Source organism: Acidocella sp., from assembly GCF_013044125.1.
Taxonomy (GTDB): domain Bacteria; phylum Pseudomonadota; class Alphaproteobacteria; order Acetobacterales; family Acetobacteraceae; genus Acidocella.
The window spans coordinates 1-23,732 of sequence record NZ_JABEVC010000042.1; the positions used below are offsets into that span (position 1 = coordinate 1).

A 23,732-nucleotide genomic window follows, 5' to 3' on the forward strand; every position below is an offset into this window, starting at 1 on the left:
CCAGGACATTCGACGTACACCCAGCAACAATTTACCGCGTCATCGACGGATAACGAGCTTATGCCGGTTTTCTGTTCCGCTCAGCCGCACAGGCCAATTACTACCCCCCTGCCCTGCCGCTTCAATCGTGGCGGCGTTCAGACCACCTTGCACGAGAGTCAACATAATCGCCCCCCCGAAGCGTTGCCAGAAATGATTGTCCACCGCGCCCGGCAGACCCGAGCGGCCCAGCTCATCCGTGCCGGGTGAATCGAGTGTGACGATGACATGATCTGGCGTTTCGGCGCGGGTCCAATCGACAAAGACCCGATCCTGGCCCTGCATGAGCCCGCTTTCAATTTGCCCGACGATTTTTGTGCCACGATCAAGCAACACCACGTCACCCGTCGAACCGCGGATGTCCATGGGCACAACGCATGTCACCAGCCCCGGCAATTCACTGTTGATGGCGGTTTGCAGAATGCACGGGATGATCGTGCCCTCTGTGATGACCATGCCGGGGTTTTGCAGCACAGTCGCTTTCTCATCCTCTAAAGCCGTAGGCGCCAACCGCGCAGCTAAAGGCGACTTATCCGCGCCAGGAAGTCCGGTGCCACTTCCCTGGCCCTCATCGTCCGCCACAGGCGCGGGTTGGGGCGGTGGAGCCGGTACACTCACGTCAGACCCGGAAAAGGCCAAAATCGGAGCTTGTGCCGGATTTTGTTGCTGTTGTCCGCCAAGATAAGACCCAGATGTACCTGCCGCCGGTTGCGGCAGCGCCGCTTGCGGCGCCGGCGTGGCCTGAACAGTCGGCGCTGGAATATAAGCTTCGCCGCCTCCGCCATAAGCCGTTTGCGCGGCCGTGGGCTGGGTCTTCGCGCGATGGCTATACAGCGCGTTAAACCAGACGAACCCGAGCACCACGACTCCAACCAGCGCCAAGAATCCGAATTTGGCGCCAGTGCCCATTTCACGGCGAGGCGGACCGCCCACGGGCGAACGGCCGTCCTCGATTGGCGATTGATTGTTCCCGCTCATGGCGCCATTCCTACTGCAGTGCCGGCGCTCGTATTGACAACCCGCGTCACTACCGCGCTGGTGGTGCCGGTCCCAGGATTTTGACCGACGCTATTGTAAGCCATATTGTAGACGTTCAAGACCGTATTGCCGTCACGCAGGCGAAATTCTCGCGCGGTCTCCCCAACCTGCACCGTGCTACCGTTTACGGAGTACGCGGCAGTGGCCTCCTTCCCGTCCGGGTCGATTACAAAGATAGATGGAATACGCTCATTGCCCGGAAATTGCAGAACGGTCGAATAGCCATTGTCCCAAATCGTAATCGGCGTGAGCGATTTATCGCCTTGCGCGACATATTTGTAGTTTCGTGGGCCAATGTAAGGATTGGTCCGTTGCGCATCTAAAATCGACGCGGCGGCGACTTGCTGTGCATTCGCCAGTGCAATTACGTTCAGCTGCGCAGTCCGTGCGGCCGAGGCCGCAGCTTTTGCAGCTTCAGCCGCCGCTTCATCGCCCGGATAAGTAAATTGCACCGAGAAAAAAACACCATCCGCGCCGTTTCCGGTACTCGAATCAGGCACGGTCTCAATTTCGAAAACATAGCGCCGCAATGAGCCGTCCTTGCACTGTGTCAGAACGATCACCGGCTGCAAAGGTAACGCGGCGCTGGGTTTCAAAAATAAATAATTGCCCTTCGGCACCGCCGCTAAATGGATGGTATCGGTCTCAGCCACCGCAACCACCGTTTCAGTCGCACCAAAACTAACCACAAGCGTAGCGCCAACGATGGTTGAAAGATGCACCACCTGGCCGGGATTATAAGCCACATACCTCATGCGGCTATCATAGCTTCCGCTCGTAGGGATTTGTTCCGCCTGCGCCAAAACCGGCATCGCGGCGACCAGCAAAGCACCTGAAAATAACAAAGCGCGAACGCGGCTCATGGCGCGGTATCCTCCTCTACCTGATAGCTTGTGACGACGACACCGGCAGGGTTATTCAGCCGTTGAGCCACGGGGATTGCGTTGATTTGTTCGAATTGCAGCGTGGCGGTCCAAGTCGTCGTAATCGGATTGCTTTGACCCGTCGTATAAACACGCTCAAACCGGACTTGAGCTACATTCGGTCCAATCATGGCAACCGAAATGGCTTGAACCGTCACCAGGCCATTTTTCCCGATGGTCACTTGTGGCGATTGCGGGTTGTTGCCCTGGAACCATTGTTGATAGGACGCACGGGTTGCTACGTCCGACATACCCGAAACTATATCCCAGCGATACCGGGCCGTGTCATAGGAATAGCCTTCACGCTCAGTCACATATTCCCACAAGGCCGCCCGAATCACGGCTTGATCTGTTGTTGCAGGCAACGTTGAAAGCGTCGGTGAACTATCTATCGTGCCATCGGGACGGATTACAAAATAAACAGGTACAAGTTTCTCTAGCGGCAGCAGCGAAACAATCGACCAGGCTTGACCTAAATTGCCAAGCATTGAAATGCAAAGGCCAATGACTAGCCCTTTAGAAAGACGATGCGCGAGACGCGCCCGCGCCTCTTGAAAGGACGCAACCTCCTTGTAATGCCGCTCAAGCATGGGAGCCGTTAAAGGGAGAGCGTCTGTGCGATTGGACATTGCAGAATCCTACTTATTCGTCACGACCGGAGGGGCCGCCAACTGTTGCGGCGCGGGTTGCCAGGCATTGGTATTGAGCGCGAATACCGGACCATTGGCGACCGCCAGCGGATCGGGATTGGAGCAGCCAGCAAGCAGACCGAGCGTCATCACTATGAGAACGAACTTGAAAACACGCCCAAAACCCACGATTAGTGCTGGCTTGGGCTTTCGCGAAAGCACGCTACGATAGAATACCCAGCCCCAAAACAAAGCGGCGGCGCATTCATCAATAGCCGCAAAATGATTGAACATCGTTTTCAACCCCGAACCTGTTGGAAAATTTCGACTAATTCGCAACGCCGAAAAGAACTATAATGGCACACCATCAAGCCTTCCCTCCCGCTGGCTTCGCCGGGGTAACGAGATTTCTTACGTTCGAGGCGGCATTGACCATTGCCAATGGACTAACTGAAATGCCGCCGCCTATAAAACTCGCAATCCCCGGAATGAAGGTCATCAGCAGCATTGAAATGAATAGGAAGATTACAAGCTGCAAGCACATTATGAGCGTCGCTGTGATGTCTTCACTTGTTCCGAACCACCCTGACGATTGGCCGGAGGTAATCATCGTAACCACATCACTACAGTAAGTGTTGATGCCACCGTCGATTATGGAGAGCATGATATCGATCAACACAACAAGAATACTCAGCCCGATGAGCTTGCTGACAAAGCGATCGGCAACGCCCTTGGTCGCCGAGAATAAATACCCAGGCAGAACGAACGGGCCAATACACACAACCACATCCATAAGAATTTTCGTGAGTTCATAAAACAGGAAGAGTACAATTGTCGGTATCACAGAGAGTGCATCGAGAATCGCAAAGAGGACGGCCGCACCTATGTCGAGCGAGCTGATGCCTTTATTTGCTTGTACAAAAACTTTCTGCGTGTTCTCAAAAATCTGATAAAATGTGTCTGGTTCGGTCGTAGCCGTCCCGTTGCCAAGGGCAGTGCCGATCCAATTGGGCAGGCCATCGGTGAAGAACGAAACGACATACTCATTGTACAGTGTGATAGACATCAACAGTCCAACGACAATGCTGACACTTATAATCCGCACGACCCCTGTCCTCACACCGACATCACCGCGCATGACAAGTATGCCTGTAATGATGATCCAAAGTACCACCAAAGCCGTCAAGGGGCCTTGGATCGCCGACATTGCGCTTTGTACCGTCACCGCAACACCATTCGTGAAGGGTTGCTGAATAAACGCATCCCAATTCGCAAACGGGTCAGCAGAGAGAGTGACCGTTGTCATCTATTGTTTCTCTAAAGCCTTCAATGCATCATCATCGCTGACTACCTTATCCGCAATGCCCACGTTGGTGCATAAGGCGGCTGGCATTGCCGTACCCTCCGCTTGGCACCGTGAATTATCGACACTCAGCACGTCCTGATGTGCCTCATACCACGCTGGAGTTGGGATGGTCGGGACATTTGGGCTTGGTTCCGCGCCTATAATGGTTGCACCAGAATTAGAGCCTGCGGTTTTGTCATGGACAATGAATATTATTCCGCCTGCTACGCCCAGAACAATAATTGCAATTCCAATAAACTTCCGATGTATCATCTTATTTTCTTTCCACACTTTTGTTTGTCACTGTGTTGGCGTATTCAGCGCAGCGAGCGCATCCGCATCACTCTCTTGATGCGCCTCTTCCTCCTGTTGAGATTGAGTAGCCTGTTGTTCGCTTGCCAACACCTGTAAATTCGCAGCTTGCGCTTGCTGCCCTTGGACAAATTGAGATTCCGCAGCGATGCGGCCATTGATGGCGGTGACTTGGGTAATCGATGTTGCAGAGTTTAAGTCCGCCTCCAAATTAGGGAGATCTTGTAAGCGCCGCTCGATGGCCGATAGATTCGCCGAGGCGATTCCCTCGATGTTGGCAATACCTTGGGCATTTTGATTGAGCTGAGTGCTTTGCTCCGTGCCCGGCGGGGCAGTATAAATATGGTTCTGGTTATAGTACGTGGTTGCAGCCGAATTGCCGCTGCTTTGCCCGCCCACGAGGCCGGAAAGAGAGTTGGCCAACGGCATCGGATTCTCGATGGCCGAGTTTTCCATGTTCGGCGCCATCCCTAAAATATTTGTAGGGTTGGTGAACATCGTATATGTGTTTTCCAACTGTGTGAGCTGGGCCTTGAGTTGCTCAACCGCTACAATCGCTTGGGCGGCAGTTTGGACATTTTGCGCTAGATTGGCCCCGTCGATGACCGCCATCTGGGCATGGGCATTTGGTGCCCATGCCAGACCACCAGATAGAACAATGAACGCGAGTAGAAACTTTTTCATCATGATCCTCCGTTAATCGGTTGCTTCATGGTAACGGTTCAAAAATTCAGGCAGCCAACGATCCGGGTCTTCCCCGAACTCACGGCGTAGTTTTTCGGCAAAAACAACCGTGTTTTTACGGCTGGAGAGCACCGCTACGAATTCCCGCACCGCGCTAAGGTCAAACTCGCAAATCACGCTGCCTTGTTCGCGCTTGAGCAGGAAACGGCGCTTGCCGATCAACATATCCTCCCGCACGGCGCGGTATTCGCCTTCGGTGCATTTGAGGCCGTCGATATAGGTATCCCGGTCCGCCGTCGGTGAAGCAAACATGATTTTCGTTTGGCATTGCGCGACGATAGAAGGCCCGAGCGGGCTTTCAAGAATATGCTTTGGCATTTGCAATGCTAAAAACACCGCGCCATTGCTCTTACGCACCGTCAGCAACAGGTCATCCACAACCTTGGCAAACTGCGGGTTTTTCAGATAAAACCGAAACTCATCAATTGAAAGCACGACCCGGCGGCCATCGAGGAGCTGGGTGACGCGGTATAGAAGATAAGCCCCCGCCGGCGCGCATACGTCGTCATGGTCCAGAAGATCTGTCATGTCGAAGCCCGTAATGGCCTGGTCAAGTGCCACTTCATCACGATCATTATCGAAGGCCCAGCCGAGCGCATTGCCACGGCACCATTTATCGAGACGCGGCCCGCAACCGTTCGGGTCCGAATGGCCGAGAAATTCGCGCAAACCGGCGATTGACCGCAGCTCCACCGGCATACTCAATTGCCGTATTATCGCACGGTCCAGGCGCTTTTCCTCATCCGGCGAGAGCTGACCTTTGCCGTCGCTTTGAATCAACCCGATGATCCAGGCGCGTAGAAAATCCGCGTCGGCTTTGGTATTCTGAAGGCCCCGCAGCGGCGCCATACCCGATGCCTCACCCCGGCGCAGTATGAGATATGTCCCGCCACTGGCGCGTACCAGCAATTCGCCGCCTCGGTCCTTGTCGAAGAAAACCACTGCCCCCCGGACGCCTGATTGGCGGTTTTCATGCAGCATCGCTTGCTCGAACATCACGAGAATAAACATGAGGAAGGCGGTTTTGCCGGAGCCGATGGGGCCAAAAATAATCGTCATCGCGACATCGGCAACATGCGGCACATAATCATAAGCCGTCCCGCCATCTGTGCGGAACCGCGCAATCGGCCTGCCCCAATGTCCATAGGGCTGACCGAGGGGGAAATTATCCAGGCCAGACAGCCCCGCGAAATTTCGGGAATTGATATGGCCCGGCCTGGTTCGCCATGCCGTGTTGCCCGGCAATTGCGACCAGAAGGCCGCTTCGAGGCCGAGCCGTTCCTCTACGACCACAGCCCCGGAGTCAGCCAACCGCCCGCGCGCCCGCCCTGCCCTGTCTTCCACCTCCCCCAGCGTGTTGCCATAGACGGCGAGGGTGAGCTGATGCGCCCCCATGACAAATTCATTGGAGGAAAGGGCGTCAGCGGCTTCTTCCAGGCCCGCGATCTGGCTTGATGCTTTGTCCTGTGCGCCGACCATCTGCGCCGATTTGAGGGAGAGCTTATCCTGCGCCTGAGCCCGCGTGACAAAGGCGAAGGATTGCGACAGCACGAGCGGGAACGGTGCCGATAGCAGCGTGTTCAACATCCCAGGCCGGGTTTTGGCCGGATACTCCCTAAATGAAAAAATAGTCCCGAAAGCGCTTTTGTCCGGCGCTCGAATCTCCACGCCACGCCGCCCACAAATTACTCGATCTGTGTAAATCGAGTCGCCCATATGTCCTGAGACCACAGGCACGGGGAGATGGCGGCCCGTAATAACGAGCCGCAACGCCTCCGCAATTTCAGAAAACACAATCCCGTCGCGCTCATAAAGTCCAAGACGGCGCACGTTGAAGGCCGCAAGACCATTTTCCAGCACGAACCACTGATCTTCCAGCTCACGGATCAAGGTATCCGAGGCGTTCGGAAATTTCTTGCCGAGCTTGTTGAAACGCTTGGCAAAGCCAGTCCCCAATGCGCCGCGCGGCGAAACTAAGAGACTGATATAATAATCGTTACGGAACAGCCGCTGATCTAAAGCCGTGCTTGCGTAGGCACGGTTAAGCATGGCCCCGAACTTAGACCGGAAATGCCGGGGTGCCTCAACCGACAAATCAGGGTGCCGAACCAAATGGGTATAGATGACAATGTTATCATCGGCCATGTTACGGAGCAGAGTGTTGAGCAGCCGGACGCGCGAATTACGTGCGGCATGATCCGCCAGTTCGAAAGCCGTGCCCTCGATATGGGCGACGGCCAAAACAGCGCCGTCGCCCATCAAGACAACTTCCGGCCGGATATGGCCGATCATCGGCAGATATTTATCCGCGCCCCGTTCGGACCGGCCGTTGTCACCCAACATCGATTATTCCCCGGCCGCGGTTACGGTTACGAATAGGGAATGGCGTGACGGACGCGCCGCCCCAGCGTTTGCTATCGACGGAGCGGCCGGATGTCTGGAGGTACAGCAGCACGACGCCAATCGCATTGTAATCACGCGCCACGACTTCGCGCGTGGCGTAGAAAAGCGGGAACATAATCAGAAGGTAGAGCGGGTTTCGCAGCAGCACGATGACGAAACCAGCGACCATCAACAGAATGGCGAAAACCGACAGCGGCACGCCCATAACCATGGCGGGCCGCGTCGCCGCTAGATAAAGCGTATCGGTTTCCAGGGGTTCCATATTAGCCGGCGCCGCCAGTTAAAGTTTGGCCGAGATAGGAGGCGCCAAACATAATGACGATGCCGCCGATCACGCCAGCGATGACGCCCAATGACGCCCGGCCGAACATGAACATGAAACCGATACCGATAATGCCGAGAACGGCGATGGTCTCGCCAAACGGCCCGAGAATGAAAGTGCAGATCGAATTGACCATCGTGGCCGGGCTCGCCCCACCCGTCACCGTTTGCGCGTAAGCCATGATCGGGCTCGCCAGCATCGCGGCGGCAAGCGCCAGGCGCTGCCAAATGAGTGAATTTAGTACTGATCCAAAAATAATCCGCTGGGGTTTTGACTTATCCATTATGGAGACCTCGTTGTTGCCTGGGATGACGAACTGGCCTGGTTACTGGCGACAAGCGTTTCTGGGGCTTGCGCGGGCGCCGGGAGGCCCACCGGCTGCTTTGGGGTGTCTGTGTGTGGGGCCAGCGGCACCAGCCACGGCGCCCCGTGGCTTTGCGCATAGGCCCCGGTGGCCGACACGTCCCAGGACGGCGGCGCGTTCGTGTCCGTTGACGGGAATGTGTTCGCCGCCGTGGTGGCGGCGGGAAGCGCGGATATACTCCCGTTCGCCATCACTTTGCGGGCGTACCCGTTCATGATGCCCCGAAGCGGCGAACCCGTGTTGTACCGGGAAAGTGCCAGCAGCAGGGCGACCTGCGCATTGGAGCTGGTATTCCCGTCGCCGAAAGCCGCCTGCAGAACTGCGGCACCACCGGCGAGCGAGACGCAGGGATCGAGGGCGCTCACCACCGTCATATTCAAGGCTGGGAGGTTGGCCGAGTTAATCTGCATCATGCCGATGTCGACGGAATCGCCGCGCGCGACCCAGGCCGACGCATCCGCCAGAGCTGCTCGCGCATTGTCAGGGCTTTCACTCAGGCCCGTGGTGTTGTCATGCAAAGCCCAAGGATCGAAACCGCTCTCCGTCCGGGCGACCGCTGCCAGCGTTTGAGCGGGCACAGACGGCGCGCAGCGCGAAGCTGTGGCCGCAAACTCAGCCGCAGAGAGCGGCGTTGCCCACGCGGGATCGGGCGTCCCCCACGCCACCCAGGCCACGATAGCGGCGGGGACAAGATGGCCCAGGCCACGCCCGAGGCGTAGGCATGTTAACTGTCGATGGGAAAACCCACGCTTACTCGGCCACTTCCTCTTTCTTAGCCCGCCTGTCACCCGGCCGGCGCCTTGCTGCCCCGGTCGGTTCTGGTGGGCGGCGGGGATCGCCCTCATCATAGAGTGTGACCGGGCCAACGTAGCCCAATTCGCGCAGGCTCCGTAACATGCGGTCAAAACTCTTGAAGATTTTTGGCTCACCGTCATCGGTAAGCCATGGATGATAGCCCCGCAGCCCGGAAATATTGACGTAAAGCAGATAGTCGAACGCCGGGGTCCAGATTGTTGAGCGCCGGCCACCGGGTTTAACAATGACGTACGCTCGAATGATGCGTTCGCCCTCACGAAGGAACGTTTCAATCTCAGGTTTATAAAGCCCGGTTTTATGCTTTCTTGGTCGGCCGCGCTTTGGCAATGGTTCCCCCGTCCTGATCTATCAAGGACGAACATATACCAGTTTTTTAAAATGCAAGATTTGACCCTGGAATACATCTGCTTACGCACTCTCCCAGCCTGCCTAAAGTCGTGAATGGAGCGTTAGTCTGGCACGGAAAAAAACCGGAAATCAACAATTTCCACGATAATAAATATATATCAATAAACTATCGATTCCATTTATAATCCCGGATGTGCCCGAAGCGTGTCTCATTTTCTGGACCTCGCCGAAAAACCATCGCCCCAGAGAGCAGGAGCGATGGAATTTCCTCATCGGGACACAATCTATGGTTTTATTTTTTGAGCGGCGCAAAATTTTAATGACTCCTGTCCCTGCCGGAGTCATTACTTGCCAGTTAGATTCTCCAGCTTGGTCGTTTCCATGTCAACACAAATACACCGATTTCGCGTTCCACAAGATGGGCTTGAACTGGCGCTGGAAATGTCGGGTCATCAAATTGGACTTTGAATTCAGAAATGCTCCCAGCCGTCTTTGGCCACGCCGCCCCGATCTGACAACCATTCGCAAAAACATTATATAATACCTTGTATTTTCCATTAGATACGAGAACGGGAGAAAATATTAGCTCGGCAGAGAGCGTTAATGTTTGGATCGTACCCCGGAACTCTTCTCCGGACTTTATGAATATACCAATCTCCATAATTTTGATCTCCTTCCTCTATGAACTGCCCGAAAGGCGCAGCTTTTCGGGGCGCCTCGCGAAGGGCGCGGGAGGGGTGGGGATAAAATGCTGGCGGGCACGGCTGGGTTGCAAGAGAGGGCGGGCGTTAGCCCCCTGATCGCGCGACCCCGCCGTGCAGTAGGCAGCGTTTTTCGGGGAGGGTGAGGGCAGCGCCCTCCCCTCCCGCTCCTACTAAATCCGGGAATTTTAACATTATGACGGAATATAAATGTGCATTACTCACCAATTCCCCGCTAAAAGATGACGGTTATAGTCGTTTAGTTGTAAGCTTCTACTTAACCGCGAGAAGGAAAAAGTGACATGGCAGATATAAACCAAGTCGAGCTGATGGGCCGGCTGGGCAGCGATGCGGAGATTCGCACCACGCAATCTGGCCGCGACGTGGCGAGTTTCAGCATTGCAACCGATACGGGTTGGTATGACAAAGACAAGGGTGAGTGGCGCAAGAATTTGCACTGGCACAAGATCGTCACTTTCCAGCCTGGCCTCATCGGGGTGCTGCGCGACAAGGGGAAAAAGGGCGTCCGCGTGATCGTCAACGGCGAGCTCAGTTACCGGGCCTGGCGCAAGGACGGCGAAACCACGGACCGGTCGGAAGCCGAGATCATTGTCGGCAATGACGGCGGCATCAATTTTATTGACCGCGACAGAGCTGAACCAGCGTGAGTGCTTTCCGGGAGTAGCGGGGCCGGCGGCCGCGATGAGCGACTTCACCTATATCGCTTTTGATGCCGGCACCGGGCAGCCGTTGGCGCACGCGGGCAAGGCGATTTATGCGCTTCAAACCGCTGATGCCGTGATGCCGACCGCGGCGATTTATATCTTGGAAGCAGGTGCATTCGGCTCATGGATGTGGGCCGAAAAAATCCCGCTTGAACGCGCTCGCACTCTGATTCGTGCGGCACCTGTCGGGATTCGATGATGTTTAATTCCCGGCATTTTTTTGCTAGCCTGATTGAGGCTGCTTCGTATCGAATCGCAGAGCCGAGCGGCCGGACCGTGCAGGCTCCCGTAGCCGCCATCATTTCATGGGATTGAGATGGCCGGCCGCGCCGCGAAATGCTATTCACGCTCTATGAAAGCGAGCATCTACACGATGGCTGACGGCCTCTATTTGGCTGTTCTGGATAACGGCCAAAGGGTTATGAGGGACAGCCTGTCAGACCTAGCGAGCGTATTGCGCGGAAAGGGTGTTGCGTCCGAGAATCTTCTCTTCGGGGACTGGTTGAATGAGGCCGAGTTATTGGCGCCGACGCATCGGGAGATGCTAAGAAACATGATCGCTGGACCATAGGTAACGCCTGATTCGCCGACATATCAACGGACCAGACCTGCACATCATCCCGCTCGAACTGTTGCCGGTGCTCATTTCCGAGAAACAAAGGTGACATAAAAACACGTAGCAATGGGTTTCCGGCCTGGCCGCCATTTTGGCTTCATCTCCACCAGCGGACCTGCAATCGCCGATGAGAATCGTCTGTCGTTTCCTGACACACAAACGTAAGACGGTGGGCCGAGTCACAGTCGAGCACGCGAAGGATGTTGAGAACGGTTTGCCGTGGATTTGATGCGAGGGGCGGACGACCCGCCCTACGCCGGTTTTCCAGTATGGCCGGTGCAGCCTAATTTTTCTCAACGGCACCGGCCTATAGCATTCCGCAGGATTTAATCCTCGGCGGTCTCGGTATCCGTCGGTGTCAGGTCTGAAGATTCAACCGGCATGTCATCAGATTCAACTGGCGCGTCGACGTCAACTTTTACAGCAGCCTTACGGCCACGCTGTTTCACAGGTTTTACCGCAGCGGGAGCTGGCTTTGTAGGCTTCGTCTGGGCGGCCAGCTTCGTTTCTAGCTGAGCCACCTTTGTTTCCAGTTCACCAATCTGTGCTGCCGACGCTTTGGCAGCACGAACGGCTTCACGGCTCTTCGTCCGCAATGTGGCGATGGTGTTTTGTGCTTTTTCAAGTTGAGCGCGAAGCTCATCTTTGCTGACCACAGGCGCTTTGGCGGCAGCCGGCTTTTTCACTGGAGCGGCGGCTTTAACAACCTTGGCCGTCTTCACAACGGCAGGATGACGACCCGGCTTAAGAGCCTTGGTCACAGGCTTTGCGGTTTTCTTCGGTGCGGCTTTCGCCATGTTTCGGCATTCCTTTATTGAAAAATCTACTCGCGTGTCTGCCGAACATATAGACTAAAATGCCGGCGGACGCAGCTCATACAACAAGCAACATCGGTTGAAAACCATATCGCCACCTACGGGCGAAATACTGCGGACGCAGCCTAATGACGATCAGGAAACGCCTGGTTCCCAAAGCCAGATGAAACACCGTGCGCCAACACAAGCAGCCCGCAGGAAGATTATCGAAAATCTCTCGTCTTTACCTTGATCCGCTCGAGATGGAGATCAGGGAGAGGGATTTCCCTTATCTTGTGGCCGATGGTCTCGCGCGTGTCCGTGCCGCCGCCAGTCTTCGCCCGGTCGCCACGGCCCTCCGGCCTGGGAAACGCAACATCACGCTCCCCGACACTTGCCAGTTCCGCTGATAGATCGGTGAGCCGGTGCGCGATAAGATGCACAACATCTCCTTCCCGCTGTACCCGGCCATAGACGGCCATCATGCCCGATGAGAGGATAATCCGGCGCTGCTTCTCATAGAGGTCCGGCCAGACCACCAGATTGGCAATGCCGGTTTCGTCCTCGATGGTGATAAACATCACGCCCTTGGCCGAGCCAGGCTTCTGTCGCACCAGCACGATCCCGGCGGGCTCCAGCCATTTATTGTCCGGGGCGCGCATCGCCTGGTCGCAGGTGACAATTTTCCGGTGGCGGAATTCCTCGCGCAAAAAACTCACCGGGTGCGCCCGCAGGCTGATGCCCATATGGACGTAATCCTCCACCACCTCCCGCCCGCCGGTCATCGGCCGCAATGCCATTTCCGGCTCCGCCTGTTCGACGAGCGCCGCCTCATCGGCTTCACGCGCTGCAGCCGCCGCGAACAAAGCCAACGGCTCGTCGCGCAGCCCCTTCAGCGCCCACAGCGCTTCCCGCCGCGCCTGGTTCAGGCTGGGCCGGAAACCGTCTGCCTCGGCGATCTGCACCAGTGCCGCCGCCGGCACACCGGCGCGGCGCCAGGTATCGTCCACTGATGCAAAGGGACGGTCCCCGCGCGTGGCGATGAGCTTTGCCGCATGGGCGTTGGCCAGGCCCTTCACCAAGCGCAGGCCCAGCCGAACCGCATAGCGGTCATCCCGGTTTGTCGGCTCCAGCGTGCAGTCCCAGCGCGAGGCATTGATGCAGACCGGCCGGATTTCCACGCCGTGGTTCGCGGCATCACGCACAATCTGCGCCGGGGCATAGAACCCCATCGGTTGGGCATTGAGCAGGGCGGCGCAGAACACATCCGGATGATGGCATTTCAGCCAGGACGAGGCATAGGCGATCAGCGCGAAGGACGCCGCATGGCTTTCGGGGAAGCCGTAGCTGCCAAAACCCTCAAGCTGCTTAAACGTGGTTTCAGCGAAGACCTGGTCATACCCCTTGGCGATCATGCCGTTCACCAGCTTGTCCCGGAAATGGCTGACCCCGCCAGTATGCTTGAAGGTCGCCATCGAGCGGCGCAGCTGGTCCGCTTCGCTCGCCGTGAACCCTGCGCACTCGATCGCAACTCGCATCGCCTGTTCCTGGAACAGCGGCACACCAAGAGTCTTTCCCAGGACCTTCTCCAGCTCTGGCTTGGGGTAGACCACCGCCTCCTTGCCCTCGCGCCGGCGCAGATAAGGATGCACCATGTCGCCCTGGATCGGCCCAGGCCGGACAATCGCGACCTCGATCACCAGATCGTAGAATGTTCGCGGCTTCATGCGCGGCAACATGGCCATCTGCGCCCGGCTCTCGATCTGGAACGTGCCCAAGGTGTCGGCCTTGCGGATCATCGCATAGGTGCGCGGGTCCTCGGCCGGAATGGTGGCGAGATCCAGTGTGATGCCTTTGTGCTCTTTGAGCAGATCAAAACCGCGCTTCATGCAGGACAGCATACCAAGCGCCAGGCAATCCACCTTCATGAATTTCAGGACGTCGATGTCATCCTTGTCCCATTCGATGACCTGACGGTTTTCCATGGCGGCGGGTTCGATCGGCACCAGCTCGTCCAGCCGGTCGCGCGTCAGCACGAAACCACCAGGATGCTGCGACAGATGGCGCGGTGTGCCGATCAGCTCGCGCGCCAGATCGATCGCCAGTTTCAGGCGCCGGTCTTCAAGGTTGAGGTTGAGCTCCTTGGCCTGCTCGGGCTCAATGCCTTCCTCCGACCAGCCCCAGACCTGAGCGTTGAGGAGCGAAATAACATCCTCCGAAAGCCCCAGCACCTTCCCGACATCCCGCAACGCGCCTTTGGTCCGATAGCGGATCACGGTGGAGCAAAGGGCCGCGTGATCGCGGCCATAGGTCTCGAACACCCATTGCATGACGATCTCGCGCCGCTCGTGCTCGAAATCGACATCGATGTCGGGCGGCTCGCGCCGCTCCTCAGACACAAAACGCTCAAACAATAGATCATTGCGTTCCGGGTCGATCGAGGTGATGCCCAGCACATAGCATACCGCGCTATTGGCGGCCGAACCTCTCCCCTGGCAAATAATCTCCTGGCTGCGGGCGAAGCGCACGATCGAGTTCACCGTCAGAAAATATGGCGCGTATTGCAGCTTTTCGATCAGTTTCAGCTCGTGCTTGAGGATGGCGATCACCTCCGGCGGTACGCCATCGGGATAGCGCTGCTTTGCGCCCTCCCAGGTGAGCTCGGCCAAAGCCTGCTGGGCCGTCAGGCCGGGGATCAGGGCTTCTTCCGGGTATTGATAGCTCAGCTCGTCCAGAGAGAATTTGCAGCGTTCCATGATTTCGAGGGAGCGGGCGAGGGCTTCCGGGAAGCGTTGGAAGAGGCGGCGCATTTCCTCTGGCGGCTTCAGGTAGCGGTCGGCATAGCGTTCGCGCTTAAAACCGGCATCGTCGATGGTGCAGCCGTGCCGGATGCAGGTGACGACATCCTGCAATATGCGGCGTTCCCGCGCATGGAACAGCACATCATTTGTCACCACGCTGCGCACACCATGGCGCGCCGCCAGATTGGCAAGATCATGCAGCCGGAGCTGGTCATGGGGACGGCGACGCAACGTCAGCGCCATATAGGCACGATCGCCAAAACCATCCTTCAACCGGCGCAGATGAAATGCGCAGTTTTCGTCCGGTTCGTCCGGCAACAGGACGGCGAGCATTCCGTCGGCATAGGCGACGACATCCTGCCAGCTGAGATGGCACTGCGCCTTGCCACCGCGCTTTTTGCCCAGAGACAGCAAGCGGCAAAGGCGCGCGTAGGCAGGGCGATCGGTGGGGTAGACCAGGAGTGACATTCCATCGGTCAGATCCAGCCGACAGCCGACGATGAGGCGGATGCCGGCGGATTTTGCCGCCTCATAGGCACGGATGATTCCGGCGAGGGAGTTGCGATCGGTTATCGCCAGAGCCTCGATGCCCAGATAGGCCGCCTGGGCGAACAGCTCCTCGCACGAGCTTGCGCCGCGCAGGAACGAAAAATGGGAGGTCACCTGCATCTCGGCATAGCGCGGCCGCGCGGTGTCGACGCCACTCATCCGAATATTCCGTGCAAATACCAGGATTGCCCGCCGGTCTCCGGATGCTCGCCATCGCCGGACCTAAAAATCCAGAAGCGCTCGCCCTGTTCATCCTCGACCTGAAAATAATCGCGCACGGCATTATTTTCCGCATCGCGCTTCCACCATTCGCCGAAAATCCGCTCTGGCCCGTCGGCCCGGCTGATTCTCCGGCGCACGCCCCGCCAGGAAAAGCTGACCGGCGGGTGGTCCGGCAGCAGCGCCATCGTCTCGATCGGCTCCGGTTTGCGCAGCAGCCGCACCGGCCGCGGCAAGCTGGCCGGCCATTTTCTCCCGACCGCCCCCGATGCCGGGGCAATCCTTCCCACCGAACGCTCCGGCACATCGCTCTCCACCGGTGCGAACCGATAGAGATTTGCGCCGCCAACACGATTGGCGAGAATATCAACCAGGCTGGACACATCCGTATCCGGGGTCTCTTCCAGCAGCGATGTTCGCACCTGCTTCGTCTCGAACGGCTCGGCTAGCGTCGCGCACAGGCTCATAGCCTCGACACCAAAACCCGGGTCGATGGTTTCCAATTTGTCGCAGAGCAACCGTGTCAGGCGTTTGGCATCGCGATTGGGCATGGCCGTGCCGATGCGGATGGCCTGCATTTCGCTATCGACGCGATGGAACAGTAAATCGAGCCGCCGTGCCCCCACGCCCTTGGCGACCAGCATCTCGCATAAGGCGCCCGCCAGTTTTCCAGTGTAGCGGGCTAGCGTTTCGGGGGCACCGATCGGTTCGGCGAATTGCCACCGCGCCTCGATCAGCTCCGGTGCGCGGATTGGTTCAATCGGCTCGCGCAACCGCCCCAGCGCCTGATCCAGCCTGCGGTGCAGTTCTGGGCCAAAACGCTGCGTCAGAGGTCCGCGGGGCTGGCTGGCAATGTCGCTGACGCGCTCAAAACCGAGGCGGCGCAGCTGATCGACCATCTCGCTGGGCAAGCGGAGGAAGGCAAGCGGCAGGCGCTGCAGCAGGGTAGCGGTCTCGCCGGGCGGCACAACGATGACCGGCTTGGAAGTCGCGCGCGCGAAAGCGTGCGCTGCCCCCCAGCTATCCGCCATCGCGGCACGCGCGTTGATGCCAGAAGCGGCCAGGCGCACCACCATGTCATGGAGCATAGCTTCCTCACCGCCGCGCAGATGCGCCGCCCCGGTCGCATCGATCACCAGCCCATCCGGCGGATCAACCGCAACCAGCGGCGAATAGAGCCGCAGTGCCCACAGACCGAGTTTTTTAAGCGCGGCGGCATCGGCTCCCAATTCCACGTCTTGGATGCCAAGCTCCGGCACCAAAGCCTGGGCCTGCGCAACCGCAACGCCGGGCCTCAACCCAGCAGCTCGCGCCGCCATGTTTGCCGCATAGATCAGGCGCCGATTACCAATGCGCTGAACCAGGACGAGCGGCCCATCCGGCGAAATTTCGCCGGCGTCAGCCTCGGGCGCGGCCTCCTGCGATGCGCCTTGCGCCCGCCTCAGCCGATCGATCGGCCAGTCCGGCAGGAAGAGCGAGACGACCCTCATGATCACAGCCCTCCACCTCAAAATCCGCACTCTCCCCCGCCCGGCACCGGATCAGCTCCACCAGCCAGCGCGCCCGGCCGATGCCAGGTGCCGCCAGCGGCGCCGACGGCAGCGCCGAAACCCGCCACCTCGTGACCGCTGCCGTAGGCTGGCCAAAATCGACGGCGTCGCTCTGCCGCCGCCAGCGCCGGATCGCGATGCCCAGCGTGCCGGAACCCTCGGCCGCAAGCTGCAGCCGCCGCGAGCTGGTCATCGACAGCCGGCCAATCTCCGCCACCACACCGGCCAGGCCGCCATGGCGCAGCCCTTCCTCGAAACAGGCGAGCGCCGTCTGCTCATCGCCGGCTTCCACATAGATCACCCGGTCCGCCGCCAGCCCCGCCGCCTCCAGCCCCGGTGCAAACAAATCCTGATCGCGCACACACCAGAGGATCTGCCCCTTCGTCCGCGCCATAATGCCGGCGGCGAACAAGGCCGCGGCGGCGCCATCCAGCGCGCCATTGCCGGCGCCGGCGACCTCATGCAGCGCGCCCGAAGCCAACCCGCCGCCAGGCAAACGCGCGTCCATCTCCGGCAGTCCGAACGGCAGAAATCCAGCCAAGCGGCGGTCTCCTGCCTCCAGGCGGCGGATTTTCTCGCGCAGAAGATCAATGGCGGGCGATGACCCCACTTTGCCTGGTATCCTCAAAAATATCGGTTGGATGTTCGTGCTATGTTCTATACACTCAAAAAAGAGTCAAGCAACGAATCGATCCCAACCGGGCCCTTCGCTTTCACGCAAGATGAAGACCACCCGCAAAACCCTTGCGAACAAAACGAGAAACCTGGATGCTGGGCATCCGCATTTTTTGAAAGTTTTTCAGGTGACGGCAAGTGCTGCCTATCTCTCCAAACTCAATCCCGAGCAGCTGCGCGCGGTCGAGTATGGCGTGGACGCATGCCGGGGCGCCAAGGCCGGGCCGCTTCTGGTCATCGCCGGGGCTGGATCGGGGAAAACCAACACGCTGGCGCATCGCGTCGCGCACCTCATCGTCAGTGGCGCCGATCCACGACGCATCCTGCTGATGACCTTCTCCCGGCGTGCCGCCGCAGAGATGACCCGCCGGGTCGAGCGCATCTGCGCCCAGGCGCTGGGCGACAAGGCCGGCATCCTGGCCGAGGGCATGACCTGGGCCGGCACGTTCCACGCCATCGGCGCGAAATTGCTGCGCGATTATGCCGTGCAGATCGGGCTCGATCCGGCCTTCACCATCCATGACCGGGAGGATTCCGCCGATCTGATGAATCTAGTCCGCCACGAGTTGGGCTATTCCAAGACGGCTTCGCGCTTCCCGACGAAAGGAACCTGCCTGCAGATCTATTCGCGCTGCGTGAACACCGAACTGCCGCTCACTGACATCTTGCCCGCGAGCTTTCCATGGTGCGCCGGCTGGGAGGCGGAATTGCAGCAGCTATTTGGCGCCTATGTCGCGGCCAAACAGCGGCAGAACGTGCTCGATTACGATGATTTGCTCCTCTACTGGGCACAGATGGTCTCCGACCCGGATATGGCGGCGGAGATTGGCGGCAATTTTGATCATGTCCTGGTCGACGAGTACCAGGACACCAACCGGCTGCAATCAAGCATTCTGCTCGGCTTGAAACCCGATGGCGCGGGCCTCACCGTGGTCGGGGATGACGCGCAATCGATCTACGCCTTTCGCGGCGCCAATGTCCGCAACATCCTCGACTACCCGGTCCAGTTCTCGCCTTCCGCCGAAATCGTCACGCTGGAGCGCAACTACCGTTCGACCCAGGCCATCCTCGGCGCCGCGAATGGCGTCATCGGCCTCGCCAGGGAGCGGTTCACCAAGAACCTCTGGAGTGACCGTGACGCCGGCACTCGGCCCCTTCTGGTCAATGTGCGCGACGAGGCAGGCCAGGCGAACTACATCGTCGAGCGCATCCTGCAGAGCCGCGAGGCGGGCACGCTGCTGAAGCACCAGGCCGTCCTGTTCCGGACCTCGCATCATAGCGGCGCGCTGGAGGTTGAATTGACCCGGCGCAATATCCCTTTCGTGAAATTCGGCGGGCTGAAATTTCTCGAGGCCGCGCATATCAAGGACCTGCTCTCGCTGCTGCGCTGGGCGGAAAACCCCCGAGACCGCGCCGCCGGCTTCCGGGTGATCCAGCTGATGGAAGGCGTGGGACCAACCTCTGCCGCGCGGGTGCTGGACCATATCGCGGCATCCGCCGATCCGATTGCGGCATTGGCCACCGCGCCTACGCCGCCACGGGCCGGAGAGGCTTGGGACAGGTTCGTGGAGATGGCGCAACACTTAAGCGCCGGGCGGTCCGGTTGGCCCGCGGAGATGGGCCAGGCGCGGCTTTGGTACGAGCCGCATCTGGAGCGCATGCACGAGGATGCTGTGCTGCGCCGGGCCGACCTGATGCAGCTTGAGCAGATCGCGATCGGTTATCCCTCGCGGGAACGCTTCCTGACCGAGTTGACCCTCGACCCACCGGAGGCAACGAGCGATCAGGCGGGCGTGCCGCTGCTCGACGAGGATTATCTCAATCTCTCGACCATCCATTCCGCCAAGGGCCAGGAATGGAAATCCGTGTTCGTGCTCAATGTGGTCGACGGGTGCATGCCGTCCGATCTCGGCACCGGCCAGTCGCACGAGATCGAGGAGGAACGGCGGCTGCTCTATGTGGCGATGACACGGGCCAAGGATGAGCTCCACCTGATGCTGCCGCAGCGGTTTTTCACGCATGGGCAGAACCGCTTGGGCGATCGGCACGTCTACGCGGCCCGCTCGCGCTTCATCCCGGATGATCTGCTCAGCCTGTTCCAGAGCACGGCCTGGCCCGTGGCGGGCGCGGAAGCAATCGCCAAAATCGGTTCCAGCCAAGCACCGCGCATTGACGTTGCGGCAATGATGCGCGGCATGTGGGGGCAGAAAGACGGGGCGGATGTGTAACCTCTACTCCGTCACCAAGGGTCAGGCGGCAATCCGCGAGCTGACGGGCGCGATGACGGACAGTACCGGCAATTTGCCGCCGCTGCCGGGCATTTTCCCCGACTATGCCGCGCCAATCATGTGCAACCAGCCCGGCGGCCGCGAACTGATGATGGCGCGTTGGGGCATGCCATCGCCGGTATTCGCACTGAAGGGCCGCAATTGCGATCCGGGCGTGACCAATATCCGCAACACCGCGTCACCGCATTGGCGGCGTTGGCTGGGACCGGAAAATCGGTGCGTCGTGCCATTCACCAGCTTCGCTGAGAATGAGCATCGAGCGGATGGAACGAAGCCTCCGGTCTGGTTCGCCCTGGACGAGACGAGGCCGCTGGCTTGCTTCGCCGGCATTTGGACCCGGTGGACCTCGGTGCGAAAGGTGAAGGAAGGCAAGACGACCAACGATGTTTTCGGATTTTTGACGACCGAGCCCAACCAGGAAGTTGGCGCCATCCACCCGAAAGCGATGCCCGTTATCTTGCGGACGCGCCAGGAGATCGACCTCTGGATGACCACTCCTTGGTCAGAAGCATCAAAGCTTCAGCGGCCTCTACCGGACGCCACGCTCGTGATCGTCGCACGGTGCTCAAAACAAGATACGGGCGGGATCGCGCTGTAGCCATGCATATTTCGTTCGAAACTACTCCGCAACGAACAAGAGAGGCGCAGGGGCAACCGGCGGAAGACGCCGCTCACACTCCTCCGCGCCAGCGCAAGATCATCCACATTGACATGGACGCCTTCTACGCCTCCGTGGAACAACGCGACAATCCGGAACTTCGTGGCAAGCCGGTCGCTGTCGGCTATGGCCAGGCGCGGGGTGTCGTTGCGGCCGCCAGCTATGAGGCCAGGAAATTTGGCGTGTATTCGGCGCTGCCATCTGTCACTGCCAAGCGAAAATGCTCGGAGCTGATTTTCGTGCCGCCGCGATTTGACGTCTATAAATCGGTGTCTCGACAAATTCACGAGATTTTCGCGCTGCATACGCCAATTATCGAGCCGCTGTCGCTTGACGAGGCCTATCTCGACGTCACGGAAAATGTGCAGGGGATTGCCTCGGCAACGCATATCGCAGAAGATATCCGTGCAAAAATCCGCGCGCAAACAGGCCTCACGGCCTCCGCGGGCATTTCGTATAACAAATTTCTAGCAAAGCTCGCGTCCGATCATAGAAAGCCTGACGGGCTCTACGTGATTACACCCTCGATGGGTCCGGCATTCGTTGAGACTTTACCGATCAATAAATTTCATGGCGTTGGTCCAGCGACGGCTTCCAAGATGCACCGGTTCGGCATTGAGACTGGACTCGATCTCAAAGCCCAGACGCTGGTGTTTCTCCAGCATCTGTTCGGGAAAGCTGGGCAATATTATTATTGGATCGCGCGCGGCATCGATGAGCGCCAGGTTTTTGCCGATCATGCTCGAAAATCGATTGGCGCCGAAAATACTTTTGCGAAAGATATTCAGGACTCCGAATCAGCACACCAGAAATTGAAGCCAATAATTGAAAAAGTCTGGCGGCATTGTGAGAGCACGTGCATTCGGGGGAAAACCGTGACGCTGAAGGTAAAATATGCGGATTTTCAGCAGGTGACGCGCAGCCGTACAAGCGATACGGCAATCCCCACGCAAGAAGCGTTGGAGAGAATATGCTATGACCTACTTATTCCCATATTCCCCGTTATCAGAGGGATCAGGCTATTGGGCATCTCATTATCATCTCTGGGGGCGGCCGACACCAGAGAGAAACCTCAACTTTTGTTGTCGTTCTGAATTAATCGTACAGCAAAATTTCCATTGAAACTAAAAAATTTCAAGTGTATCATTTACTTTTTTTGTCACGCCGTAGTCCAAACTCGCGCATTCAAATAGAGGCTGCATGAAGAGATTTGAGCTCCCGACAGCGCAATATGTAGGATTATTGAATAAGAGAATTTACACGCTGCAGGAAATAGTGGTTGCTTGGTACTCGATGCCGAGGCTCCCAATTCTTAACGGTAATGGTGCCGGAACGGCGGGCCTCCGCCGCTAAAATGTTCAGATCTGTTTTTCGAATTGCGTGCTTGGATAATATAAGAGGCCAAATGTCACCATACAGGATACCATCTGGCGCGAACGGCGTCATATGATATAATTCATTTCTTGCGCTTTCTTTTTCTGTCTTTAAGAATTCCTCGGTTTGATCGTTTGTCATCTGATTGAAATTGAATGCTTCCGATTGGCCGCTGACTAGAGTCGATGCAGCCAGCTTAGTTGCTCCCCTAATGGCTGATTGCGTTCTGAGCGTTTCGATTTGACAACTGCGAAATACCTCTATGCCATGCGGTTTTCGGGTTGCATAAATTAGGTAATAGAGAGTTCTGTCCCTCAAGGGACGCAAAATGGGCGTTGCGGCAACATACTTATACCCGCCCGCATCGGCCAACGAAGTTTTGAATGCATCTACGAGTATGGCTTCTCGGTCAGGCTTCTCTTCGTCGATAGCAGCTATCAATTTATTTCGCCAATGTTCGACAGTGATGAAATCGTCGATCGATTTAACAATTGCAGGATCCTTCATCGATGCTGCTCGGTTGATAAAATCGAACATAAAGTTGAACACAACTTCGCAGTTTGGCAAGGTCAAAAGCCCTTTGATCTCCTCCAGATTTACGCTCCAACCCTTTGGATCTATAAATAGAAAAACAAAGGCGCTTTTAGGTATCTCCCGTGCCAAGGCTTCCGCCAATTCAACGAAGTTCCCCTGGCGTGGTAATACCTCTATGTCTGGAAATTTCGCTGGAATAGATTCTAATTTTCTAAATGCTATCTTTGACATTTCGACAAGATGAGCAGTCATCTTAACGTTTCTGCCAAGGTTTCTCCAAGTCGCTTTTGCGCTACGGAGAGCGTTCAGTGCGATAGCAAAGGACGTGTCACCAAAATTCTCGTCTCCACTCTGCCACGGCCCCGAAAATCCATCGACGTAGACGATGTGGTCATAGCTTCCGGCAACTTTATGGATAAGGTCTTGCAGGTAACTGCCCAAGAAGTAGTGCTTGACGTAAGCCTGTTCTCGGCCACGATACCGCGTGATATCTATGTCCATCTAGGCGGCGCAGCCACGCTTGCTGCTAGAGTGCTGATTCCGAGGGAAGCCGCCCATCCATTCCGAGATGAGGTCGCCCCCCTATTCCGAGATATGGTCGCCCACTGATTCCGAGAAATCCTCGCCCATCGATTCCGGGATATTGTCGCCCGGGATTGAGAGGGTGACGGGCGCTCCGCTGGCTGTGTTTAGGATCGCCTCTTTGGCCGTAGCCGAGGAGGGGATTGATGCCAGCGGGGAGAGTTTGCATGCGCCAGGTGCGCGAGATTGTTCGTTTGGGATGCGCCGGGGTGTCCAAACACCAGATTGCCCGCCGGACCGGGGTAGTGCCGTCGACGGTGCGCGAGACGTTGAAGCGTTTTGCGGCCTCGGGCCTGAACTGGCCGCTGGGCGATGAGGTCACGGACACGGTCCTGGAAGCCCGGATGTATAAGAATGCCGGGAAGAAGCAGGGGCATCGGCAA

23 protein-coding genes are annotated in these 23,732 nt (G+C 57.8%); 6 read left to right on the top strand and 17 right to left on the bottom strand.

Features of this window, described 5'->3' with window-relative positions:
- Positions 1 to 39: 39 nt before the first annotated feature.
- The 12 genes from HKL97_RS02105 to HKL97_RS13640 form a co-directional block, all read right to left on the bottom strand.
- Complete coding sequence (locus tag HKL97_RS02105; RefSeq protein ID WP_291422396.1) at positions 40 to 1,017, bottom strand: TrbI/VirB10 family protein; 978 nt, start codon at positions 1,015 to 1,017, stop codon at positions 40 to 42.
- Positions 1,014 to 1,940: a TrbG/VirB9 family P-type conjugative transfer protein gene (locus tag HKL97_RS02110; protein WP_291422398.1), complete on the bottom strand. Its 927-nt coding sequence runs from the start codon at positions 1,938 to 1,940 to the stop codon at positions 1,014 to 1,016. The genes HKL97_RS02105 and HKL97_RS02110 overlap by 4 nt, the downstream gene beginning before the upstream one ends.
- The gene (locus HKL97_RS02115; protein WP_291422400.1) at positions 1,937 to 2,629 is read right to left on the bottom strand and encodes a type IV secretion system protein VirB8; all 693 of its coding nucleotides are present in this window, start codon (positions 2,627 to 2,629) and stop codon (positions 1,937 to 1,939) included. Before HKL97_RS02115 ends, HKL97_RS02110 begins: the two co-directional genes overlap by 4 nt.
- Positions 2,630 to 2,638: 9 nt before the next feature.
- A complete protein-coding gene (locus HKL97_RS02120; RefSeq protein ID WP_291422402.1) occupies positions 2,639 to 2,932 on the bottom strand; it encodes a type IV secretion system lipoprotein VirB7 in 294 nt (97 codons plus the stop codon).
- Between the two features lie 64 nt (positions 2,933 to 2,996).
- Complete coding sequence (locus tag HKL97_RS02125) at positions 2,997 to 3,935, bottom strand: type IV secretion system protein (protein WP_291422404.1); 939 nt, start codon at positions 3,933 to 3,935, stop codon at positions 2,997 to 2,999.
- A 339-nt stretch (positions 3,936 to 4,274) separates the two neighbouring features.
- Complete coding sequence (locus HKL97_RS02130; protein WP_291422406.1) at positions 4,275 to 4,973, bottom strand: type IV secretion system protein; 699 nt, start codon at positions 4,971 to 4,973, stop codon at positions 4,275 to 4,277.
- A gap of 9 nt (positions 4,974 to 4,982) precedes the next feature.
- Positions 4,983 to 7,373 carry a VirB4 family type IV secretion/conjugal transfer ATPase gene (locus HKL97_RS02135; protein ID WP_291422408.1) on the bottom strand — a complete coding sequence of 797 codons (2,391 nt, stop codon included), beginning with the start codon at positions 7,371 to 7,373 and terminating at the stop codon, positions 4,983 to 4,985.
- The gene (locus HKL97_RS02140) at positions 7,363 to 7,695 is read right to left on the bottom strand and encodes a type IV secretion system protein VirB3 (protein WP_291422410.1); all 333 of its coding nucleotides are present in this window, start codon (positions 7,693 to 7,695) and stop codon (positions 7,363 to 7,365) included. The genes HKL97_RS02135 and HKL97_RS02140 overlap by 11 nt, the downstream gene beginning before the upstream one ends.
- A gap of 1 nt (position 7,696) precedes the next feature.
- The gene (gene virB2, locus HKL97_RS02145) at positions 7,697 to 8,038 is read right to left on the bottom strand and encodes a pilin major subunit VirB2 (protein WP_291422413.1); all 342 of its coding nucleotides are present in this window, start codon (positions 8,036 to 8,038) and stop codon (positions 7,697 to 7,699) included.
- Positions 8,038 to 8,967 (bottom strand): lytic transglycosylase domain-containing protein, encoded by a 930-nt coding sequence (locus tag HKL97_RS02150; RefSeq protein ID WP_363238216.1) that lies wholly within the window; start codon positions 8,965 to 8,967, stop codon positions 8,038 to 8,040. Before HKL97_RS02150 ends, virB2 begins: the two co-directional genes overlap by 1 nt.
- Positions 8,870 to 9,262, bottom strand: a complete 393-nt coding sequence (locus HKL97_RS02155; RefSeq protein WP_291422438.1) for a hypothetical protein — start codon at positions 9,260 to 9,262, stop codon at positions 8,870 to 8,872. Before HKL97_RS02155 ends, HKL97_RS02150 begins: the two co-directional genes overlap by 98 nt.
- Positions 9,263 to 9,638: 376 nt before the next feature.
- Positions 9,639 to 9,944, bottom strand: coding sequence for a DUF736 domain-containing protein (locus HKL97_RS13640; RefSeq protein WP_363238218.1), 306 nt, complete (start codon positions 9,942 to 9,944; stop codon positions 9,639 to 9,641).
- Between the two features lie 342 nt (positions 9,945 to 10,286).
- On the opposite strand from HKL97_RS13640, the gene HKL97_RS02160 reads away from it, so the two are divergent.
- Together HKL97_RS02160 and HKL97_RS02165 are read left to right on the top strand one after the other, a co-directional pair.
- On the top strand, positions 10,287 to 10,652 hold the full coding sequence (locus HKL97_RS02160; RefSeq protein ID WP_291422415.1) for a single-stranded DNA-binding protein: 366 nt from the start codon (positions 10,287 to 10,289) through the stop codon (positions 10,650 to 10,652).
- Between the two features lie 34 nt (positions 10,653 to 10,686).
- On the top strand, positions 10,687 to 10,908 hold the full coding sequence (locus tag HKL97_RS02165; RefSeq protein ID WP_291422417.1) for a hypothetical protein: 222 nt from the start codon (positions 10,687 to 10,689) through the stop codon (positions 10,906 to 10,908).
- Positions 10,909 to 11,651: 743 nt separating this feature from the next.
- Here HKL97_RS02165 and HKL97_RS02170 read toward each other — a convergent pair.
- The 4 genes from HKL97_RS02170 to HKL97_RS02185 form a co-directional block, all read right to left on the bottom strand.
- A complete protein-coding gene (locus tag HKL97_RS02170) occupies positions 11,652 to 12,122 on the bottom strand; it encodes a hypothetical protein (RefSeq protein WP_291422419.1) in 471 nt (156 codons plus the stop codon).
- Between the two features lie 221 nt (positions 12,123 to 12,343).
- Positions 12,344 to 15,628 (bottom strand): error-prone DNA polymerase, encoded by a 3,285-nt coding sequence (locus tag HKL97_RS02175; protein ID WP_291422420.1) that lies wholly within the window; start codon positions 15,626 to 15,628, stop codon positions 12,344 to 12,346.
- Positions 15,625 to 17,178, bottom strand: coding sequence for a DNA polymerase Y family protein (locus tag HKL97_RS02180; RefSeq protein ID WP_291422422.1), 1,554 nt, complete (start codon positions 17,176 to 17,178; stop codon positions 15,625 to 15,627). Before HKL97_RS02180 ends, HKL97_RS02175 begins: the two co-directional genes overlap by 4 nt.
- Positions 17,087 to 17,848 carry an ImuA family protein gene (locus tag HKL97_RS02185; RefSeq protein ID WP_291422424.1) on the bottom strand — a complete coding sequence of 254 codons (762 nt, stop codon included), beginning with the start codon at positions 17,846 to 17,848 and terminating at the stop codon, positions 17,087 to 17,089. Before HKL97_RS02185 ends, HKL97_RS02180 begins: the two co-directional genes overlap by 92 nt.
- Before the next feature lie 193 nt (positions 17,849 to 18,041).
- Between HKL97_RS02185 and HKL97_RS02190 the strand changes: the two genes are divergently transcribed.
- Genes HKL97_RS02190 through dinB form a run of 3 tightly spaced genes read left to right on the top strand, consistent with a single transcriptional unit; the run spans position 18,042 to position 21,953 of the window.
- A complete protein-coding gene (locus HKL97_RS02190; RefSeq protein ID WP_291422426.1) occupies positions 18,042 to 20,141 on the top strand; it encodes an ATP-dependent helicase in 2,100 nt (699 codons plus the stop codon).
- The gene (locus HKL97_RS02195) at positions 20,134 to 20,799 is read left to right on the top strand and encodes an SOS response-associated peptidase (protein ID WP_291422428.1); all 666 of its coding nucleotides are present in this window, start codon (positions 20,134 to 20,136) and stop codon (positions 20,797 to 20,799) included. Before HKL97_RS02190 ends, HKL97_RS02195 begins: the two co-directional genes overlap by 8 nt.
- Before the next feature lie 2 nt (positions 20,800 to 20,801).
- Complete coding sequence (gene dinB, locus HKL97_RS02200; protein WP_291422430.1) at positions 20,802 to 21,953, top strand: DNA polymerase IV; 1,152 nt, start codon at positions 20,802 to 20,804, stop codon at positions 21,951 to 21,953.
- A gap of 145 nt (positions 21,954 to 22,098) precedes the next feature.
- Here dinB and tcmP read toward each other — a convergent pair whose 3' ends face one another.
- Entirely contained in the window at positions 22,099 to 23,268 is a 1,170-nt protein-coding gene (gene tcmP / locus HKL97_RS02205; RefSeq protein WP_291422432.1) for a three-Cys-motif partner protein TcmP, read from the bottom strand.
- 248 nt (positions 23,269 to 23,516) lie between these two features.
- Between tcmP and HKL97_RS02210 the strand changes: the two genes are divergently transcribed.
- Positions 23,517 to 23,732: helix-turn-helix domain-containing protein (locus tag HKL97_RS02210; RefSeq protein ID WP_291422434.1), on the top strand; the 216-nt coding region annotated here is incomplete at its 3' end.

Bases quoted from the DNA above. Each gene is read 5' to 3' on its own strand.
- HKL97_RS02105 (WP_291422396.1), bottom strand. From the start codon at position 1,017: ATGAGCGGGAACAATCAATCGCCAATCGAGGACGGCCGTTCGCCCGTG.
- HKL97_RS02110 (WP_291422398.1), bottom strand. From the start codon at position 1,940: ATGAGCCGCGTTCGCGCTTTGTTATTTTCAGGTGCTTTGCTGGTCGCC.
- HKL97_RS02115 (WP_291422400.1), bottom strand. From the start codon at position 2,629: ATGTCCAATCGCACAGACGCTCTCCCTTTAACGGCTCCCATGCTTGAG.
- HKL97_RS02125 (WP_291422404.1), bottom strand. From the start codon at position 3,935: ATGACAACGGTCACTCTCTCTGCTGACCCGTTTGCGAATTGGGATGCG.
- HKL97_RS02130 (WP_291422406.1), bottom strand. From the start codon at position 4,973: ATGATGAAAAAGTTTCTACTCGCGTTCATTGTTCTATCTGGTGGTCTG.
- HKL97_RS02135 (WP_291422408.1), bottom strand. From the start codon at position 7,373: ATGTTGGGTGACAACGGCCGGTCCGAACGGGGCGCGGATAAATATCTG.
- HKL97_RS02140 (WP_291422410.1), bottom strand. From the start codon at position 7,695: ATGGAACCCCTGGAAACCGATACGCTTTATCTAGCGGCGACGCGGCCC.
- virB2 (WP_291422413.1), bottom strand. From the start codon at position 8,038: ATGGATAAGTCAAAACCCCAGCGGATTATTTTTGGATCAGTACTAAAT.
- HKL97_RS02150 (WP_363238216.1), bottom strand. From the start codon at position 8,967: ATGATGAGGGCGATCCCCGCCGCCCACCAGAACCGACCGGGGCAGCAA.
- HKL97_RS13640 (WP_363238218.1), bottom strand. From the start codon at position 9,944: ATGGAGATTGGTATATTCATAAAGTCCGGAGAAGAGTTCCGGGGTACG.
- HKL97_RS02160 (WP_291422415.1), top strand. From the start codon at position 10,287: ATGGCAGATATAAACCAAGTCGAGCTGATGGGCCGGCTGGGCAGCGAT.
- HKL97_RS02165 (WP_291422417.1), top strand. From the start codon at position 10,687: ATGAGCGACTTCACCTATATCGCTTTTGATGCCGGCACCGGGCAGCCG.
- HKL97_RS02170 (WP_291422419.1), bottom strand. From the start codon at position 12,122: ATGGCGAAAGCCGCACCGAAGAAAACCGCAAAGCCTGTGACCAAGGCT.
- HKL97_RS02175 (WP_291422420.1), bottom strand. From the start codon at position 15,628: ATGAGTGGCGTCGACACCGCGCGGCCGCGCTATGCCGAGATGCAGGTG.
- HKL97_RS02180 (WP_291422422.1), bottom strand. From the start codon at position 17,178: ATGAGGGTCGTCTCGCTCTTCCTGCCGGACTGGCCGATCGATCGGCTG.
- HKL97_RS02195 (WP_291422428.1), top strand. From the start codon at position 20,134: ATGTGTAACCTCTACTCCGTCACCAAGGGTCAGGCGGCAATCCGCGAG.
- dinB (WP_291422430.1), top strand. From the start codon at position 20,802: ATGCATATTTCGTTCGAAACTACTCCGCAACGAACAAGAGAGGCGCAG.
- tcmP (WP_291422432.1), bottom strand. From the start codon at position 23,268: ATGGACATAGATATCACGCGGTATCGTGGCCGAGAACAGGCTTACGTC.